This is a genomic window from Bradyrhizobium sp. USDA 4473 (assembly GCF_054063335.1).
On sequence record NZ_JBSSGE010000001.1, the window covers coordinates 4,824,145 to 4,840,016 of the forward strand.

General features: G+C 65.8%; 18 protein-coding genes. 10 read left to right on the plus strand and 8 right to left on the minus strand.

Going from position 1 to position 15,872, the window contains the following annotated elements:
- Window positions 1-93 precede the first annotated feature (93 nt).
- The 7 genes from ACVW17_RS22465 to ACVW17_RS22495 all read left to right on the plus strand — a co-directional run bounded on the left by ACVW17_RS22465 (window position 94) and on the right by ACVW17_RS22495 (window position 5,921).
- Window positions 94-861 carry a MotA/TolQ/ExbB proton channel family protein gene (locus ACVW17_RS22465; protein ID WP_456753947.1) on the plus strand — a complete coding sequence of 256 codons (768 nt, stop codon included), beginning with the start codon at window positions 94-96 and terminating at the stop codon, window positions 859-861.
- Complete coding sequence (locus ACVW17_RS22470; RefSeq protein WP_456753948.1) at window positions 858-1,547, plus strand: hypothetical protein; 690 nt, start codon at window positions 858-860, stop codon at window positions 1,545-1,547. The genes ACVW17_RS22465 and ACVW17_RS22470 overlap by 4 nt, the downstream gene beginning before the upstream one ends.
- Window positions 1,540-2,148, plus strand: a complete 609-nt coding sequence (locus ACVW17_RS22475) for a hypothetical protein (protein ID WP_456753949.1) — start codon at window positions 1,540-1,542, stop codon at window positions 2,146-2,148. Before ACVW17_RS22470 ends, ACVW17_RS22475 begins: the two co-directional genes overlap by 8 nt.
- A gap of 624 nt (window positions 2,149-2,772) precedes the next feature.
- Window positions 2,773-2,907: a hypothetical protein gene (locus ACVW17_RS22480; RefSeq protein WP_456753950.1), complete on the plus strand. Its 135-nt coding sequence runs from the start codon at window positions 2,773-2,775 to the stop codon at window positions 2,905-2,907.
- The gene (locus tag ACVW17_RS22485; protein ID WP_456753951.1) at window positions 2,904-3,497 is read left to right on the plus strand and encodes a TetR family transcriptional regulator; all 594 of its coding nucleotides are present in this window, start codon (window positions 2,904-2,906) and stop codon (window positions 3,495-3,497) included. The genes ACVW17_RS22480 and ACVW17_RS22485 overlap by 4 nt, the downstream gene beginning before the upstream one ends.
- 205 nt (window positions 3,498-3,702) lie before the next feature.
- A complete protein-coding gene (locus ACVW17_RS22490) occupies window positions 3,703-4,443 on the plus strand; it encodes a metallophosphoesterase family protein (protein ID WP_456753952.1) in 741 nt (246 codons plus the stop codon).
- Between the two features lie 20 nt (window positions 4,444-4,463).
- Window positions 4,464-5,921 (plus strand): serine/threonine protein kinase, encoded by a 1,458-nt coding sequence (locus tag ACVW17_RS22495; protein ID WP_456756502.1) that lies wholly within the window; start codon window positions 4,464-4,466, stop codon window positions 5,919-5,921.
- A gap of 13 nt (window positions 5,922-5,934) precedes the next feature.
- On the opposite strand, the gene rpe is transcribed toward ACVW17_RS22495, so the two are convergent.
- Entirely contained in the window at window positions 5,935-6,636 is a 702-nt protein-coding gene (rpe, locus tag ACVW17_RS22500; RefSeq protein ID WP_456753953.1) for a ribulose-phosphate 3-epimerase, read from the minus strand.
- Between the two features lie 253 nt (window positions 6,637-6,889).
- On the opposite strand from rpe, the gene ACVW17_RS22505 reads away from it, so the two are divergent.
- On the plus strand, window positions 6,890-7,717 hold the full coding sequence (locus ACVW17_RS22505) for an EF-hand domain-containing protein (protein ID WP_456753954.1): 828 nt from the start codon (window positions 6,890-6,892) through the stop codon (window positions 7,715-7,717).
- 120 nt (window positions 7,718-7,837) lie between these two features.
- On the opposite strand, the gene ACVW17_RS22510 is transcribed toward ACVW17_RS22505, so the two are convergent.
- The 6 genes from ACVW17_RS22510 to ACVW17_RS22535 form a co-directional block, all read right to left on the minus strand.
- On the minus strand, window positions 7,838-8,833 hold the full coding sequence (locus ACVW17_RS22510) for a P1 family peptidase (RefSeq protein ID WP_456753955.1): 996 nt from the start codon (window positions 8,831-8,833) through the stop codon (window positions 7,838-7,840).
- A gap of 226 nt (window positions 8,834-9,059) precedes the next feature.
- On the minus strand, window positions 9,060-10,178 hold the full coding sequence (locus ACVW17_RS22515; protein ID WP_163163300.1) for a branched-chain amino acid ABC transporter substrate-binding protein: 1,119 nt from the start codon (window positions 10,176-10,178) through the stop codon (window positions 9,060-9,062).
- Between the two features lie 170 nt (window positions 10,179-10,348).
- Window positions 10,349-11,098 (minus strand): ABC transporter ATP-binding protein, encoded by a 750-nt coding sequence (locus ACVW17_RS22520; RefSeq protein ID WP_456753956.1) that lies wholly within the window; start codon window positions 11,096-11,098, stop codon window positions 10,349-10,351.
- Window positions 11,095-11,928, minus strand: a complete 834-nt coding sequence (locus ACVW17_RS22525) for an ABC transporter ATP-binding protein (protein WP_456753957.1) — start codon at window positions 11,926-11,928, stop codon at window positions 11,095-11,097. Before ACVW17_RS22525 ends, ACVW17_RS22520 begins: the two co-directional genes overlap by 4 nt.
- Window positions 11,925-13,250, minus strand: a complete 1,326-nt coding sequence (gene livM, locus ACVW17_RS22530) for a high-affinity branched-chain amino acid ABC transporter permease LivM (protein ID WP_456753958.1) — start codon at window positions 13,248-13,250, stop codon at window positions 11,925-11,927. The genes ACVW17_RS22525 and livM overlap by 4 nt, the downstream gene beginning before the upstream one ends.
- Before the next feature lie 10 nt (window positions 13,251-13,260).
- Window positions 13,261-14,178, minus strand: a complete 918-nt coding sequence (locus ACVW17_RS22535) for an ABC transporter permease subunit (protein ID WP_456797882.1) — start codon at window positions 14,176-14,178, stop codon at window positions 13,261-13,263.
- 299 nt (window positions 14,179-14,477) lie between these two features.
- Here ACVW17_RS22535 and ACVW17_RS22540 point away from each other — a divergent pair, with 299 nt between their 5' ends.
- Both ACVW17_RS22540 and ACVW17_RS22545 read left to right on the plus strand, forming a co-directional pair.
- On the plus strand, window positions 14,478-14,624 hold the full coding sequence (locus tag ACVW17_RS22540; protein WP_456753959.1) for a hypothetical protein: 147 nt from the start codon (window positions 14,478-14,480) through the stop codon (window positions 14,622-14,624).
- Between the two features lie 247 nt (window positions 14,625-14,871).
- Complete coding sequence (locus tag ACVW17_RS22545; RefSeq protein ID WP_456753960.1) at window positions 14,872-15,399, plus strand: hypothetical protein; 528 nt, start codon at window positions 14,872-14,874, stop codon at window positions 15,397-15,399.
- On the opposite strand, the gene ACVW17_RS22550 is transcribed toward ACVW17_RS22545, so the two are convergent.
- Window positions 15,379-15,771 carry a carboxymuconolactone decarboxylase family protein gene (locus ACVW17_RS22550; RefSeq protein ID WP_456753961.1) on the minus strand — a complete coding sequence of 131 codons (393 nt, stop codon included), beginning with the start codon at window positions 15,769-15,771 and terminating at the stop codon, window positions 15,379-15,381. The two genes, ACVW17_RS22545 and ACVW17_RS22550, sit on opposite strands and share 21 nt — an antisense overlap.
- Window positions 15,772-15,872: the final 101 nt, after the last annotated feature.

A 15,872-nucleotide genomic window follows, 5' to 3' on the forward strand; every position in this document is an offset into this window, starting at 1 on the left:
TGTCTTTGGACGGCGCCGGCCGGCTCTGCTCTAACGGCGGATGAGGCCCGCGCGGAGCCTCATGGAACAGTCGGCACAGGGAGCTCACGCAGCATGGACGCCAAGGTCGAAGCTGCGGCCGCATCGGCCGGCACGGATACGGCGGAGCGCAGCGTCCTGCTGCTCTGGATGATCTTCACCGGTCTCTCGATCTTCGCCGCCTTCCTGCTATGGCGCTACGGGCTGATCCGTCTCATGGTCAGTTCCGACCGCACCTACATTTCCAGCGTCATCGCGGTGCTCTACATCGTCACCTGCATCCATTGCTTCTGGCGGACGCGGGCGATCGCGCGGGAAGGTGAGGTGGCGCGGTCCTGCCGCGCGATCCTCGCTGCGCCTGACGGCGCCAAGGCGTTGGCATCGGATGCGCGCGGCCTGCCGCGCGGGCTCGTCACCGATCACATCAAGAGCCTGGTGCAGAAGGCCGATGCGCAGGCCAAAGGCCGGATCGACCAGACCCTGCTGCTGCGCACGCTGGCCGACCGCCTGCGCGGCTCCAACGGTTTTGGCGCCTTCGTCTCCGACACGCTGATGAAGCTCGGCCTGCTCGGCACCATCATCGGCTTCATCATCATGCTGGCGCCGATCGCTTCGCTCGATGCCGCCGACAAGGTCGCGATGAAATCGTCGATGGGCCTGATGAGCGACGGCATGGCGGTCGCGATGTACACCACGCTGGCCGGGCTGATCGGATCGATCCTGGTCCGGATCCAGTACTACATGCTGGATTCCGCGACCCAGCGGGTGTTTTCCGATGCCGTCGTGCTGACCGAGACGCATGTCACGCCGGCTCTCGAACGCCGCCTTGGTACCACGCCATGATGGACGAGTTCGGGCTCTATCCGCGTGAGGAATCTTTCGACCCCCTTGGTGTCATGCTGTTCAAGGCGCTGCAGGTGATCGCCTTCCTGTTCTTCCTGGCGCTGCTTGCGGTGTCGCCGGACTCCAAGGAGGGCAAGATCGAATCCAAGGCGGAGTTCATCATCACGATGGACTGGCCCGACAACCATCCCGACGATCTCGACCTGTTCGTGCAGGATCCGGCCGGCAACATCGCCTGGTACCGGCATCGCGAAGCCGGCTTTCTGACGCTCGACCGCGACGATCGCGGCGGCGCCAACGACTTCATCGTGGTCAACGGCAAGAAGATCGCTTCCCCGATCCGCGAGGAGATCGTCACCTTGCGCGGCATCGTCGCCGGCGAATACACCGTCAACGTCTCGCATTTCCAGGCCACCACCGGCGAGCCGGTGCAGGCCAACATCAAGGTGCAGAAGCTCAATCCGACCGCGCAGGTGATCTTCGACGACAAGCTGACGGTCGATCACACCGGCGACGAGAAGACTGCGGTCAGGTTTCGTCTCGACGCCGAGGGCAAGGTGATCAACGTCGACCGGAGGCCGAAATCGCTGCTCGAGACCTTCCGCAGCAGCTGGCGCAACGGCGCCGACCTCGATCCGAACACCGGCGTTCCGAAATCCGGCGTCAGGGTGCTCCGCAATGATTAGCTTGCAGTCAGTGATCCTCACCATCGCGGTGGCTTACGCGGTGATCGGTGCGTTGCTCCTGATCGTGCTGGTCTATGCGCGGCTGCACTGGTCGCTGAAGGCCGTCGTGATCGTCGTGACCAGCGCGTTCTATTTCGTCAGCTTCGGCGGGATGCGCGGCCTGCTCGGCTGGGCCTCCGCGGAAAAGCTGCCGGCCAACTTCAAGCTGCTGTCGACGCGGATCGTGGAGCCGCACACGCTGGAGGGAGATCCGGGCTCGATCTATCTCTGGGTTGAGGAGCTCGACGAAGACAACCGGCCGAGCGCCGTCCCGCGCGCCTTCCGCATTCCCTACAGCGACGCGCTGGCGGAGCAGACCCACACCGCCGACAACGAGATCAAGGCCGGCCATCCGCAGGGCGGGCGGGCGGCGGATTTCGGCGGCGGCGACGGGACCCTCACGGACTTCGTCCGGGAGTACATCACCCCGAAGACGATCGTGGAGACCACCGGCGGCGATTCCACCACGGGGACGTTCGTCGCCCCGCCGGCCGGTGCACAGGGATCGGTCTTCACGCCGCTGCCGCCGCCCCGGATGCCGCCCAAGGACGAGCAGCGGTAGGAGCCGCACCGCTGGCAGGATGGCACAAAAATAGGGATCGCCAATAATCAGTCAGCGGGATGGACAGTAGTCACCCGGAATTCCTCAATCGCCTGAACGGTGTATCTTGGGGCTAACCGGGGCTAGATTTTATCCCGAAGCCATTTTTCCCGGCAAAGGGGCCGCTGCGTGAGGCGGCCCCTTTCGATTCCGGCGGCCCTGTTCCGGGACCGTCACGCGGCCTCAGAGCACCGTCATGAAGGCGATCGCGAGGACCATCAGCCAGCCGACAATGACCAGCGACAGCACCGCGCCGGCGGTGATCTTGGCGATTTCCTTGAAGGTCTCTGGCCGATCCATGCACGCCTCTCCCGGGTGGCCGAAGGAGACATAGGCACGGTCCGGCGGATCGCCCGGCTGCTCAGAGAACGGTGTAGCGCGCCATAGGCCGGGCGGCCGTAGGGCCCGGTGGGCCGGGCCGCATAGCTGTCATCTCGCAAAGTTTGTCTGACAGATATTGAAATCTGTCAGCGAGATGGTGTATATAATCTCCAGCCCAAAGGGAGGAGGGCGCCCAGCGGCTGTTTCCGGCGTTTTGGCCGGGACAACCGGACTTCAATTTGATTACCTCGAAGGACTACCTCCATGACGATAGAAATCTTTCAATTGACCGCCCAGATTCAACAGTGGCTCAACCTTCGCGTCGCCCGCCATTTGGCTGCCCAGGCTGCCAAGTTCACCCGCGGGCAGGACAGCGATAACCAGACGGTAAGCGCATGAACGAGGCGGTGGTTTTGACACCCGAGCGGATCCTCGAGGCAACTGAGGATGTCTTGAGACGCTACGGGTTGACCAAGGCCACCGTTGTCGACGTGGCCCGTGCGCTGGATGTCAGCCACGGCAGCGTCTACCGCCATTTCCCCAGCAAGGCCTCGCTGCGCGACGCAGTCGCCAAACGCTGGCTCGACCGTGCCAATGAGCCGCTGTGCAAGATCGCGGCCGGCGACGGCCCGGCGCCGGAGCGGCTGGAGCAATGGCTGCGCACCGCCTTCACCATCAAGCAGAAGAAGGTCTGCGACGATCCCGAGATGTTCGCGACCTACCTGGCGCTGGCACAGGGTGCGCGCGAAGTGGTGGAAGCCTACAAGGACAAGCAGGTCGATCTGATCGCGAAAATCCTGTCCGACGGCGTCGCGCAGGGCGTGTTCGAGATCGACAACGTCAAGGCGACGGCGCGCGCCGTGTTCGACGCCACCGTTCGCTATCATCATCCGGCACATGCCGAGGAATGGGCCAAGCCGGAATGCCCGTCGCGGATCGACGCCTTGATCGCCCTGCTGCTGCGGGGCGTGCAGGTGTGCAAGCACTAGCATTCTCTCACAGCAGAGCAAACGGCACCCCTCTCCCTTGCGGCCCCCTTGCGAGGGAGGGTTGGGGAGACGGGTGAGCCCCGAGTCGCGACGGAAAGATTCCGCGCGCTCGCGCCGACTGGCTTTTCGCCGATGCCTTCGGCCCGATTGCGAGCCGGGGGCGGCGTGTGCTTGATATCGGCAGGGATCAGTCACGCGGACCACGATGCGGCTTGCACTCTTCGCCGATATTCATGCCAACCGGCAGGCCTTTGCGGCCTGCCTCGACGCTGCGCGGGCGCGCGGCGCCGAGCGGCTGATCTGCCTCGGAGACATCGTCGGCTACGGCGCCGATCCCGAATGGGCCGTCGAAACCGTGATGGACCTGGTCGCCAACGGCGCGATCGCGGTGCGCGGCAATCATGACAATGCGATCGGCGTTCCCAGCGACGGCATGAACGCCGATGCCCAGGCCGCCATCGACTGGACCCGCGGCCGGCTCAGCGGCGAGCAGAAGCAGTTCCTGGCCGAGCTTCCGATATCGCGGCAGGAGGACAACCGGCTCTACGTGCATTCGGAGGCCTCCGATCCGACCAAATGGCGCTATGTCCGCGACACTGCGGACGCCGCGCGCAGCATGATGGCGACCGAGCAGCAGATCACCTTCTGCGGCCACATCCATCGCCCCGGCCTCTATTCGATGTCCTCGACCGCGAAGATGACGAGCTTCGTTCCGACCTCGGGCATAGCGGTGCAATTGCTGCCGGGGCGGCGCTGGCTTGCGGTGCTCGGCTCGGTCGGCCAGCCGCGCGACGGCGATCCGGCGGCGTCGTTTGCGATGTTCGACACCGCGAACCGCGAGATCACCTATCATCGGGTGCCCTACGACGTCGCGACCGCCGCGGCGCGGATCAAGGCCGGCGGCCTGCCGCCCTGGCTGGCCGACCGCCTGCCGCTCGGCAGGTGACGCCGGTGGTGGCGCTGACGATGCAACCGGGCGCCGTGCTCGATGGCTTCACCATCGGCGAGCGCGTGCACCGCGGCGGCATGGCGACTTTGTGGACCGTCACACATCCCGGCATCAATGTGCCGCTTTTGATGAAGGTGCCGCTGACCTCGGAGGGCGAGGACCCGGCCGCCATCGTCAGCTTCGAGATGGAGCAGATGATCCTGCCGCGGCTGTCGGGTCCGCACGTGCCGGCCTGTTTCGGCACCGGCGACTTCGAGCGCCAGGCCTATGTGGTGATGGAGCGCATCCGCGGACAAACGCTCTACAAGCGGCTCGACGACCTGCCGCTGCCGCATGAGGAGGTCAGGGCGATCGGCGGCAAGGTGGCGACCGCGCTCGCCAGCCTGCACCGGCAGAACGTTATCCATCACGACATCAAGCCGAGCAGCGTCATGTTCCGCGAGCGCGGCGAGGCGGTGCTGATCGATTACGGTCTGTCGCACCACCAGCATCTGCCCGATTTGTTGCAGGAGGAGTTTCGCCTGCCTTACGGCACCGCGCCCTACATGGCGCCGGAACGTCTGCTCGGCGTGCGCGACGATCCCCGCAGCGATCTGTTTTCGCTCGGCGTGCTGCTGTATTTCTTCACCACCGGCGTCCGCCCGTTCGGCGAGAGCGAGACCCTGCGCGGCATGCGCCGGCGGCTGTGGCGCGATCCCACTCCGCCGCGCGGGCTCAGGCCGGACTATCCGCCGTGGCTGCAGGAGATCGTGCTGCGGTGTCTCGAAATCGATCCGGCCGCGCGCTATCCGACCGCGGCGCAGCTCGCCTTCGATCTCGGCCATCCCGAGCAGGTCAAGCTGACGGCGCGGGCGCAGCGGATCAAGCGCGATCCGCTCATGACCGTTTGGCGCCGCCGCTTCAATCTCGGCGCGGCGCCGCCGCAGCCGAAGTCCAACGTCGCGGTGCAGCTCGCCTCGAGCCCGATCGTCGCGGTCGCGCTGGATATCGGCGATGACGCCGAGGCGCTGAACGAGACCATCCGCACCACCGCCGAGCAGGTGCTGTCGACCTCGCCGTCGGCGCGGCTCGCCTGCATCAACGTGCTGAAGCTCAATCGGCTGGCGATCGACCGCAGCCATGACGAGCAGGGCCAGAACAAGCATGTCGACCGCCTGGTGGCGCTCCAGCACTGGGCGCGGCCGTTCAGGCTCGAGGAGGGCCGGTTGACCGTGCATGTGCTGGAGGCGATCGATCCCGCGGCCGCCATCCTGGAATTCGCCGCGGTCAACCTGGTCGATCACATCATCATCGGCGCGCGGCAGGATTCGCTGCGGCGCGCGCTGCTCGGCAGCGTGTCCGCCAAGGTCGCCGCCGAAGCGCCGTGCACGGTGACCGTGGTGCGGCCGTCGCGGCTGACGCCGGCGACGGATGCAGGTGATGAGGCGGCGGACCCGGCAGCGAATGCCGCGGCCACGCCGCCCGCAGTTTTTTAGCTGCGCCGGATCATTAGATCGCTTCGCCGCGTGCCTCGGCCGCGGCATGGCGGATCGCCGCGATGTTGGTCTTGTAGGCCTCGACCGTGCCGCCCTTGAACACGGCAGATCCGGCGACAAAGGCATTGGCGCCGGCGGCGGCGAGCTGGCCGGCAACGTCGGGCGCAACTCCGCCATCGACCTCGATATCGATCGGACGGCCCGCGACCATCGCCCTGACGTCGGAGACCTTGCCGATCGCCGAGCGGATGAAGGCCTGGCCGCCGAAGCCGGGATTGACCGACATGACCAGCACGAGGTCGATCAGGTCGAGCACATATTCGATCGCGCTCGCCGGCGTTGCCGGATTGAGCGAGACGCCGGCCTTCTTGCCGAGCGCGCGGATCGCCTGCAGCGAGCGATGCAAATGCGGGCCGGCTTCGGCATGCACGGTGATGTGGTCGCAGCCCGCCTTGGCGAACGCCTCCAGATAGGGATCGCAGGGCGAGATCATCAGATGGGCATCGAAGATCTTCTTGGTGTGCGGCCGCATCGCCTTGATGACGTCGGGGCCATAAGAGATGTTGGGGACAAAATGTCCGTCCATCACGTCGAGATGGATCCAGTCGGCGCCGGCCTGGTCGACGGCGCGGACCTCCTCGCCGAGCTTTGAGAAATCCGACGCCAGGATCGACGGAGCGATAACGAGGGGACGCGGGGTGAATGACTGAGTCATGTCAGCAGTTCCGGAAGACGAGCAGGGGGCGACGGGTGATCCCGCCTAACATGCGCCGCCGTGGCGGGCAATGCGAGCGGATCGGACGGCGGGGCCGGAAAATTCTGCCGCCGGCGGCAGCTCTTGCCGGGTACGCGGAACCGCTCCCGATGCGCCAATCCCTGGTTTTATTGGGTTTTTGCCATGGCACGCGGCTTGCTGCGCCACCGACAAGCGTTTGAGCCGCCAGGCGCGGCCCTGTTGGAGTATTGCCATGTTATTTGCAATTGGCGCTGCGTCGTCGGCCATTGATCTGCTGAGCTCGCTGATGTCGTCGAAGTCGACGGCCCAGACCGGCAGCTCCAGCCAGACTAGCCAGTCGAGCGGCCTGTTCGATCTTTCGACCACGACATCGACCTCGACCGGCAGCAGCAGCGCCGGATCGAGCTCGAGCACACCGCAGATTTCGCCGCTGACGATGAGCGCGCTGCTCGATGCGCAGAGCCAGTCGGCTTCGACCGGCACGGCTTCAACCAGCACCGCTCCGACCAGCCGGTCGGCCGCGCTGCAGGACCTGTTCTCGCAGATCGACGCCGACGGCAACGGCCAGATCACCAAGACCGAATTCGAGAACGCGCTCGGCGCCGGCGGCACCAACACCGCGCAGGCCGACGACGTGTTCGCCAAGCTCGATACCAATGGCGACGGCACCGTCAGCCTCGACGAGATGTCGCAGGCGTTGAAAGGCCACGGCGGCGGCCATCATCATCACATGGCGAGCGGCTCGACCGACGGATCCGGCTCCAGCAGCGGTGCGGGCGGATCGGGCTCCGATCCCCTGATGCAGGCGCTGGACGGCGCCACCTCGACCTCGGTGACCAACAGCGACGGTTCGACCACCACCACCACGACCTATGCCGACGGCTCCAAGGTGTCGATGACGACGCCGGCCTCGGCGTCCAGCACCAGTGGCACGTCTTCGTCTTCGTCCTCGGCCGGCAGCAACGCGACATCGTCCTATAATTTCATCGAGCAGTTGATCCAGCGCCAAGCGCAGGCGATCTCCGCGCAGGCTTCGTCGTCGGTTTCCGTAAGCGCTTAGGACGTATCGGCTACTACTCGTCATTGCGAGGAGCGTAGCGACGAAGCAATCCATGTCTCGGCAAGCGGCGCGATGGATTGCTTCGCTTCGCCCGCAATGACGATCGTACAAGCTCTTCGCCTAACCGAACCGATCCCGCCAGCTCGGCAGCGCGTCGGGGAAGGGCAGCGCGGTGGCTGAATGGACGCCGCGGGCGATCGCGCGCGCCACCGTGTTGGCCGCGATCGCCCCGAGCTTGGTGAGCCCGAACAGCGGATCGATCGGCCTGACGCCGGTCGCGGCGGCAAACACCACATCGCCATCGAGCGGGGCGTGCACCGGATAGATCGCGCGCGCCATGCCGGTCTGCGCGATCATCGCAAGCCGCCGCGCCTGCGGCTTTGTCAGTTGCGCGTCGGTCACGACCACGACCAGCGTGGTGTTCTCGGCAGCGCTGGCATCCGCGCCGCCTTTCAGCCGCGGCTTCAGCATGTCCGGCGTGAACGCCGGCGGCAGGCCGCGCCCGCCGAACTCGCTACCGACCTCGAACGGTGCGGCCCAGAACCACGGACCGCCGCCGACCGTGACGCTGCCGACCGCGTTGACCACCGCGAGCGCCGCGACCTTGATGCCGTCGTCGGTCACATCAGACGCCGAGCCGAGGCCGCCCTTCAGATTGGCCGTGGTGGCGCCCATGCCGGCGCCGACGCTGCCGAGCGCGAAGTCATTGGCCGCCGCATTTGCCGCCGCGTAGCCGAGGTCGCGATAGGGCGGGAAGCGGCCCCACGCCTTGTTGCCGCCGTTGAGCAGGTCGAAGCAGATCGCGCCGGGCACGATCGGGATCACCGCATCGCGAATGCGAAAGCCGCGGCCGCGCTCGGCGAGCCATGCCTGCACGCCGCCGGCAGCGTCGAGCCCGAGCGCGGAGCCGCCGGACAGCGTGATGGCGTCGATCGCCTCGACGACATTGTGCGGCGACAGCAGCGCGTCCTCGCGGGTGCCAGGCCCTCCGCCGCGGACATCGATCGAGGCCACCGCCGGCCGCTCGAACAGGATGGCGGTGACGCCGGAGGCGATCACCGCGTCGTCGGCGTGGCCGACGCTGACGCCGGCAATATCGGTGAGAAGGTCTTTCACGATTCCGTCCATGCGCCTGCTGTCCGACCGATCCGGTATAGCAGCCGCGGTACCAGAGCAAAACGCCCCGGCGGACCGGGGCGCCTTATCCTGTAGCGTCATTGCGAGCCACCCGGTCGGCGCGAAGCGCCGCCGGATGACAGGCTCCGCGAAGCAATCCACAGTGGCCGTGCGGAAAGATGGATTGCTTCGTCGCTGTCGCTCCTCGCAATGACGGGAGGGCTTATTAGGAGCCCTTCGGGTTGATCTCGGTGTAGTTGCCCTTGGCGTCCCACTTGTAGACGACATAGTCGATCGCCTTGATGTCGCCCTTGGCGTCGAAGGCCATCTTGCCGAGCACGGTGTCCCACTCGCCGGCCTTGATGGTGTCCATCACCTTCTTGGCGTCGGTGGTGCCGGCCTTGGCGACGGCCTGGGTCCACACCTGCATCGCAGCGTAGGTGTAGAGCGTGTAGCCTTCGGGGTCGATGTTCTTGCTCTTGAACTTCTCGACGATCGCCTTCGCGGTCGGCTTGTTGCGCGGATCGGGGCCGAAGGTGAACAGCGTGCCTTCGGCGGCCGGGCCGGTGATCGAGGCGAACTCCTTGTCGTTCATGGCGTCGCCCGCCATCAGCACGGTCTGCAGGCCCTGGTCGCGCATCTGACGCAGGATCAGGCCGGCTTCCTGATGGTAGCCGCCGACATAGACCAGATCGATGTTGTCGCGCTTCAGGCGCGAGACGATCGAATTGAAGTCCTTGTCGCCCTTATTGTAGGACTCGAACATCTTCTCCTGGAAGCCGGCCTTGTTCAGTGCCTTCTTGGTCTCGTCGGCGAGGCCTTTGCCGTAGGTGGTCTTGTCGTTCAGGATCGCGACGTTCTTGCCCTTGTAGTTCTTCATGATGTAGTCGGCGGCGACCAGGCCCTGCTGGTCGTCACGGCCGCAGACGCGCGCCACGTTCCAGAGCTTGCGCTCGGTGAACAGCGGGTTGGTCGAGGCCGGGGTGATCTGCAGCACGTTGGCGTCGGCATAGGCCTCGGAGGCGGGGATCGACGACGACGAGCAGAAATGGCCGGCGACGAACGGGATCTTCGACGAGCCGATTTTTTCCGCGATCGAGCGCGCCTGCTTCGGATCGCAGGCGTCGTCATCGGCTTCCAGCGCGAGCTTCTTGCCGAGCACGCCGCCGGCGGCGTTGATGTCGGCGACGGCCTGCTCGGCGCCGTTCTTCATCTGCCGGCCAAAAGCGGATTCGGAGCCCGTCATCGGACCCGCGACTGCGATTGTGATATCTTGCGCGAACGCGCTCGCCGACAATGCGAACGAAGCGCCCAATGCCAGGCCGATCAGCTTCAGTGATTTCATGAGACGTCCCTCGTGGTCGTTGCCTCTTGCGGAAGGACCCGGCACGCCGGGCTCCAAAACCGTCGGCATTCTCGGCTGATTTCGCAGCGAAGTCACCGGCAATTTTCAGGCAAATCGACGCGACATCCTGCTAACGGCAGCGGCACGGAACGTGCAGCCAGCCGTGACGGCTACCCATGGCGGCCGCCTTCCAGATAGGCGGCGCGGATTTCCGGGCGCTGCAGCAATTCGTTGCCGGTTCCGGTTAGCGTGATCAGGCCGTTGACCATGACATAGCCGCGGTGCGCGAGCTTCAGCGCGTGGTTGGCGTTCTGCTCGACGATCAGGACGGTGAGGCCGTCCTGCCGGTTCAACGTGCGGATGGCGTCGAAGATCTGCCGCGCGATCAGCGGCGCCAGGCCGAGCGACGGTTCGTCCAGCATCAAGAGGCGCGGCCGGCTCATCAGCGCGCGGCCGATCGCGAGCATCTGCTGCTCGCCGCCGGACAGCGTACCGCCGCGCTGCGCGATGCGTTCCTTCAGCCGCGGAAACAGCGCGAACACCCGCTCCAGCCCGGCTCCGCGCTCGCCTTCCGTGCATTCGGTCGCATCGGCGCCCATCTGCAGGTTCTCCGCGACGCTCATGCGCGGAAAGATCCGCCTTCCCTCGGGCGATTGCGCGATGCGCAGCCGCGCGATCTCGTGGGTCGGCACGCCGGTGATGTCGTGGCCATCATATTCGATGCTGCCGGCGCGGGCGCGCGGCCGGCCGAAGATCGTCATCATCAGCGTCGACTTGCCGGCGCCGTTGGCGCCGATCAGGGCGACAATCTCCCCTCGATTGATCTCGATATCGACGCCCTTCAGTGCCTCGATCTTGCCATACGCCGCACGCACGCCGCGCACCGCGAGCAGGGGAGTGGTTGCCTGTGCCGCGCTCACGTGCCGCTCTCCATCACGGCGATGGCCTCTTCCTCGTCGGCGCCGAGATAGGCGGCGATCACCTTGGGATCGTCGCGCACCGTCTGCGGCGTGCCTTCGGCGATCTTGACGCCGTAGTCCATGACCACGACGTGATCGGAGATTTCCATCACGACCGACATGTCGTGCTCGATCAGGAGGATCGAGGTGCCCTGTTCGTTGCGGATCGACAGCAGGAGCTCGTTGAGCCCGCCGCTCTCGCGCGCGTTCAGCCCAGCCGCCGGCTCGTCGAGACAGAGCAGGGCGGGCTCGGTGCACATCGCGCGTGCGATCTCGAGCCTGCGCTGGTCGCCATAGGGCAGATTGCCCGCGGCATCGTCGGCGCGGTCGAGCAGGCCGACGCGGTCGAGCCAGGACCGCGCCAGATCGATCGCGCGCCTTTCGGCCTCGCGCCACGACGGCAGGCCGAGCAGCCCCAGCACGGTGAGCCCCGAGGCGCGCAACAGCGCGTTGTGCTGGGCGACCATGAGGTTCTCCAGCGCGGTCATGCCGGGAAACAGCCGGATGTTCTGGAAGGTGCGCGCCACCTTGGCCTGCTTGGAGATGCGGAAATCGTTCAGCCGCTCGAGCTGGATGCTGCGGCCGTCATCGTGGGCCAGGCGGATCGCGCCGCCGCTCGGCCGGTAGAAGCCGGTGATGCAGTTGAAGACGGTGGTCTTGCCGGCGCCGTTCGGCCCGATCAGCGCGGTGATCTTGCGCCGCTCGGCGGTGAAGGAGAGCTCGTTGACCGCGACGATGCCGCCGAAGCGCATCATCAGGCGGTCGACGCTGAGGATGGGGTCGCCGCTCATCCATGGCCCTCCTTGACGAGGTCGGACGAGATCGCCTGGTTGCGTTCCAGATACACGGTGGGCGCGCGATGGCCGATCAGCCCGCGCGGCCGCCAGATCATCAGCAGCACCATGGCGATGCCGAACACCAGCATGCGGTACTGATCGAGGCCGCGGAACAGCTCGAAGCCGCCGATCATGGTCAGTGCGGCCAGCGCGACGCCGAGTTGCGAGCCCATGCCGCCGAGCACGACGATCGCGAGCACCAGCGCCGATTCCTGGAAGGTGAAGGATTCCGGGCTGATGAAGCCCTGCCGTGTGGCGAAGAAGGCGCCGGCGAAGCCGCCGAACATCGCACCGGTCGCGAACGCCGTCAGCTTGGTGGTCGTGGTGTTGATGCCGAGCGCGCGGCAGGCGACCTCGTCCTCGCGCAGGGCCTCCCAGGCGCGGCCGATCGGCAGCCGCCGCAGCCGGATCGTCACCCAGTTGGTGAGCAGCGCCATGGCCAGGATCAGATAGAACAGGAACACCAGGCGATGGGTCGGTGAGAATTCGATGCCGAGCCGGGCGGCGAGCCCGTCATCGCCCGGCGTCAGGGGAATGCCGAACAGGGTTGGACGCGGAATCCCCGAGACGCCGTTGGGGCCGCCGGTCAGGCTCTGCCAGTTGATGATGACCAGGCGGATGATCTCGCCGAAGGCGAGCGTCACGATCGCCAGATAATCGCCGCGCAGCCGCAGCACCGGGAAGCCGAGCAGCACGCCCCAGAACGCCGCCAGGATGCCGGCCAGCGGCAGGCAGACCCAGAACGACAATCCGAAATTGGTCGCCAGCAGCGCGTAGGAATAGGCGCCGACCGCGTAGAACGCGACATAGCCGAGGTCGAGCAGGCCGGCGAGGCCGACCACGACGTTCAACCCCCAGCCCAGCATCACATAGGTCAGGACCAGGATCGACAAATCGAGAATGTAGCGCTGGTTGTAGAAGATGACCGGCACGAGGAAGGTGAACACCAGGAGCGCCGGCGCCAGCCAGCGACCGGCGAACGCCATCGCCGATTGCACCGGCTTGGGCACGATGCTGTCCTTGTCGACCGGCCCCCACCACTGCCGCAGCAGCTCGACGATGATGCTGCCGCCGAACACGGTGCCGACGAGGGCGGCGAGATCGCCGAACCGGGTCCAGTAGATCAGGCCGCCTTGCGGTCCGGCCTCGGTCCGGATGCCGATCATCAGCGAGAACAGCACCAGCGCGACGAGAGCGCTGATCAGGGCTTTCTTGAGAATGAAGGCGCTGCCCGAGGGCTGCGCGGCGTGCGAGGGGCGGGCTGAGGTCGCGCTCACGAAGTGCCTGTCAGACTTTTTCGACTTCGGGACGGCCAAGCAGGCCGGTCGGCATGAAGATCAGCACCACGATCAGGATCGAGAACGCGGCGACGTCCTTGTACTCGACCGAGAAATAGGCCGACCAGAACGTCTCGATCAGGCCGATCGCGAGCCCGCCGAGCATGGCGCCCGGCAGCGAGCCGATGCCGCCGAGCACCGCGGCCGTGAACGCCTTGATGCCGGCGACGAAGCCCATGAAGAAATCGACCAGGCCGTAATATAGCAGGTACATCATGCCGGCGACGGCGGCGAGCGCGGCACCGATCACGAAGGTCATCGAGATGGTGCGGTCGACGTCCACCCCGAGCAGCGCCGCCATGGTCTGATCCTGCTCGCAGGCGCGCATGTCGCGGCCGAGCCTTGTGCGCGAGACCAGCCAGGTGAACAGCGCCAGCACCACGATGGTGGCGAGCACGACCATGATCTGGATGTTGGAGAGCTGCACGGCAAAGCCTTGCGAGCCTTCATGCAGCGTGTAGCCGCCGGTGATGATCGGCGGCACCGGCTTGACCCGCGCGCCCTGCGACACCTGCGAGAAGTTGGTGAGCACGAACGACATGCCGATCGCCGACAGCATCGGCGCCAGGCGGAACGAATGGCGCAACGGCCGGTAGGCGATGCGCTCGATGGTCCAGCCATAGAGCGCCGTGATCGCCATCGAGACCAGCAGCACGATCAAGAGGATCACGGGGATCGCGGTGAGGCCGAGCGACACCAGCACCAGGAACGAGATCAGCGCGATGAAGCCGCCGATCATGAAGATGTCGCCATGGGCGAAATTGATCATGCCGACGATGCCGTAGACCATTGTGTAGCCGATGGCGATCAGGCCATAGATCGAGCCGAGCACGAGGCCGTTGATCAGTTGCTGGGCGAAATAATCCATGCGCTGCCGTTAGTCCCCACTTCGCTCGAAAACGCGACGTCCGAGTGACGCGGCGAGGGCCCCCGGCAGCCTGATCCGTCGCGTCGTGTCATTTTCTAACAGCGGAACCCCGGCGGCGGCAACAGCGTGGCAGCAGCAGAAACGGCTTGTACATAACTAGTTTGGCGGGTGCGGTTCCGATGTCACAGGGCCGACACGGCGTTGCCCTGCAATGATCACGCCGGAACCGGTGTTCCCCGAGCAACCGCGCTCCGGAGGGTGTGTTGTCCCCAGCCTGATGAAAGCGAAGGAGTATTCGCATGAGCAATCAGAACCAGAAGCCGGGCCAGCAAGGCCAGCAGCCTGGTCAGAAGCCAGGCCAGCAGCAGCAGGGTGGCGGGCAGAAGCCCGGCCAGCAGCAGCAGGATCCGGGCCGGCAGGGCCAGACCCCCGATCGGGAGCGCTAACCCGGAGACGTCGAGCAAGAGACGCTAGCAAGGGAAATGTTAGCATGAGCAGTTCCAGAAGGGTCTCGCCGGAAGGCGGGACCTTTCTTTTTGCGCGGTTTTGGCACGGCGCCGGCCATCCGCGGACAATCCCCAGCCGATTAAGGTAAACAAAGGGTTTAAATTGCCGCCGGCAATTGATCGGCGTTACCTCGCAGGCTGAACCGTCGCCGACCTGAAAGGCGCCGGAGAGAAACGGGAAGCGGCAATGTCGAACACTTGGCGGATCAGCTCCTTCAACGGCGCGCTGCTCGCGGCCTATTTCATTCCGGTCTGGACCATCATCGCCTTCAGCATCATGGTGTCGCCGATCCACGGCCTCTATGAGCGGCCGAGCGTGTCGATCGCGCTCTATGCCAGCGACTATCTGCACCTCGGCAAGATGGCGACGGTGCGGCTCGCATGGCTGTTGGCGCTGGCGCGGATCACGGTGGTGGCGTTCTTCGCGGTTTTCCTCGCGATGGCGGCGTTCTCGCCGCTGCGCCAGAAGAGCAGCGGTAGCGACGAGGCGCTTGCGGTCGCGCTCTGCCTCGGCAGCGTGCTGAGCTTCGCCAGCATGATGATGGCCTCCAAGGTCGGCGAGGTCGAAGCGATGCGCATGCATGCGTCAGAGCTTTTGATGCTGCTCGGCACCGCGATCGTGATGCTGTTCGAGACCTCGCCGAAGCGCGCGGCGGAAGCTCCTGCCGCCGAGGCAATCGCGCCGGCAGGCGAGTTATCCCTTCAGCAGCCCTAGTTCGGCAATGATCGCGCCGGCTTCCTTGACGGCGTGATTGGCGGCGGGCACGCCGCAATAGATCGCCTGCTGCAGCAGGATCTCCTTGATGTCGTCGGGCGTGAAGTCGCCTTCGCTGAGGGCGGCGCGCACATGCAGGCGGAACTCGTCCCACTGGCCGAGCGCGACCATGGTGCCGATCACAAGCACGCGGCGGGTGCGGTGATCGAAATGCGGCCGGGTCCAGATGTCGCCCCACGCATAGCGGGTGATCAGGTCCTGGAAGTCGGTATTGAACGCGTTGCGGTTTGTGATTGACTTGTCGACCCATTCATTGCCCAGCACCTTGCGGCGCTGTGCCATGCCGTCGTCGCGGCGCTGATTGTCGTCCATGGATGTCTCCTCTCGAAACCGTAGCCCGGATGGAGCGGCGCAATCCGGGGTTTCAGCGTTCGCCGGAAACGATCTGTCCCGGATTTCGCTTCGCTGCATCC